The 1,741-nt window shown below is 35.7% G+C and carries 2 protein-coding genes; both read left to right on the forward strand.

What is annotated here, in order from left to right; translation table 11 throughout:
- Positions 1-235: hypothetical protein (locus BG74_RS14910; RefSeq protein ID WP_204376337.1), on the forward strand; the 235-nt coding region annotated here is incomplete at its 5' end.
- Positions 236-1,106: 871 nt separating this feature from the next.
- Positions 1,107-1,304 carry a hypothetical protein gene (locus tag BG74_RS13610; RefSeq protein WP_187202723.1) on the forward strand — a complete coding sequence of 66 codons (198 nt, stop codon included), beginning with the start codon at positions 1,107-1,109 and terminating at the stop codon, positions 1,302-1,304.
- The last annotated feature ends 437 nt before the right edge of the window (positions 1,305-1,741 follow it).

The following is a 1,741-nucleotide window of genomic DNA, read 5'->3' on the forward strand; positions in this document are numbered from 1 at the left end:
AGATATACATAAAAACAAGGGATTGAAAAGTTCGTCAGATGCATCAAGAGATGATTGCGTTAAAACAATCATTGAAAAAAAAAAATTGATTTCGACGCACGAATATTTAAGGTATTTTTCCAGCGTGCCACAAAATTCGAAGAAGAATGAATCAATTGTTTTTGGATCCACCCAAAAAATTCGCAACCTGAAGAAGAAAGAAAGAAAGAAAGAAAGAAACGATTCAAATAGTTAAAAAGTCGTTTGCTTTTACCACCGAATTGGAATTCTTCGAGAAAATTTATTTCCGTTTCCTTCCACCGAAGAATTCGCCAAAATCCGTCCAAAAAAAAAATTTCTTTCTTTCCTTCCCCCCTTCCCCCCAAAACCCTTAATTATTTTCCTTTGAAAAATTCCGGAAAATTCCGATGGCGCGAATTCTCCAATTAAAAAAAAAAAAAAAAAATTTTTTTTATTACCCAATAACGAATTGAAAATTTCAATTAAATTTATTGAACGTTATTACGAAGGGTAATAAAAATAAATGGCAAAGTTTTCGCGATTTAAAAACGGGGGGGGGCAAAACGATTTTCGGGGACATCTTTCAGTTGGACAGGTCAATGAAAATGCCAACATCAATGGGACTTGCCCCATTTTGGGGACCCTTCCCCCCCCCTTCCTCCCATCGAAAATTTAAATTGCAGTCAGTGCGTGCCATCTTGGCTTCAAGATGGTTTCAATAACTTCTTGATTTTGAATTATTTTTTTTTTTTTTTTTTGATTCGGAGCCCTGAAGAAAGGCGAAGATGGCCAAATTTGGCCAAAGTGCGGAAAACGAATCGCAAAATCTTTCTTTCTTTCATTTTTTTTGACGCGACTTGTAACAGCCCAATTTAATAATGCAAAACAATGTAAAATTTACGTCGAAATGTAATTGGCGCCATTTTTTTTTCTTTGAATTCTTGGTTTTGGAATTAAATTGGTCAGATCAAATTCAAATTCGATGTTTTTTTTTCCCTTCGTAAATACGTTTCGAATCTCTCGGCAATCATTCGGAGGAGAAAAATGAAAATTGCCCCCTCCCCTCCCCCTCCCCAGAACCACTAAGAATTCGTGAGAAACTCAAATTGCACGAAACCAATTTATTTCATTTTTATTTTTTAAATTTGGCGTTATTATTGGATAATTTATTTACTCGTTGGATTTCACGTTTGATTTTTCTCTATCTCGAAGGGGCGAGGGAGGGAGGGGGAGGAGGAGGAGGAGGAGGAGACAAAGAAAGAACAATTTCTTCTCTTCCGGCTTCTCCTGCGGAAGATCGCTGATTTGTTGGTGCCACAATTAATTGCTTAATTCTTTCTTCTTTTTTTTTTTTTTTAAATTACCCGCTCTAAATTAGCCTCTCGTTAAACGCGTCACTTTCAATTGAAATTCTCCTGAAAATTACTCGTTTCTTAAGCAATAAGAAAGGAATTAAAAAAAACAAAAAAAAAGTTTTTCCATTCGAATCAATTAATCACGTCATCAATTAAAACGACGTCATCGTAATTTATTACCCCGCATTAATAAGAAGAAAAGGCGACTGAAACGATGGCGATGGCGATGGCGATGGCGATTATGGGTACCCCTATACTATTTGGTAACAATTACAATTAAAATTTCTAATTTCGTCGGCTCGATGATAAATCACTGACTCGAAACGTTAATTATTTATTACCTTCGAAGAATGACGAGACGAATTTCGGCAGAAAAGGCTTTCTTT

It is taken from the genome of Sodalis-like endosymbiont of Proechinophthirus fluctus (assembly GCF_001602625.1).
Classification (GTDB): Bacteria; Pseudomonadota; Gammaproteobacteria; order Enterobacterales; family Enterobacteriaceae.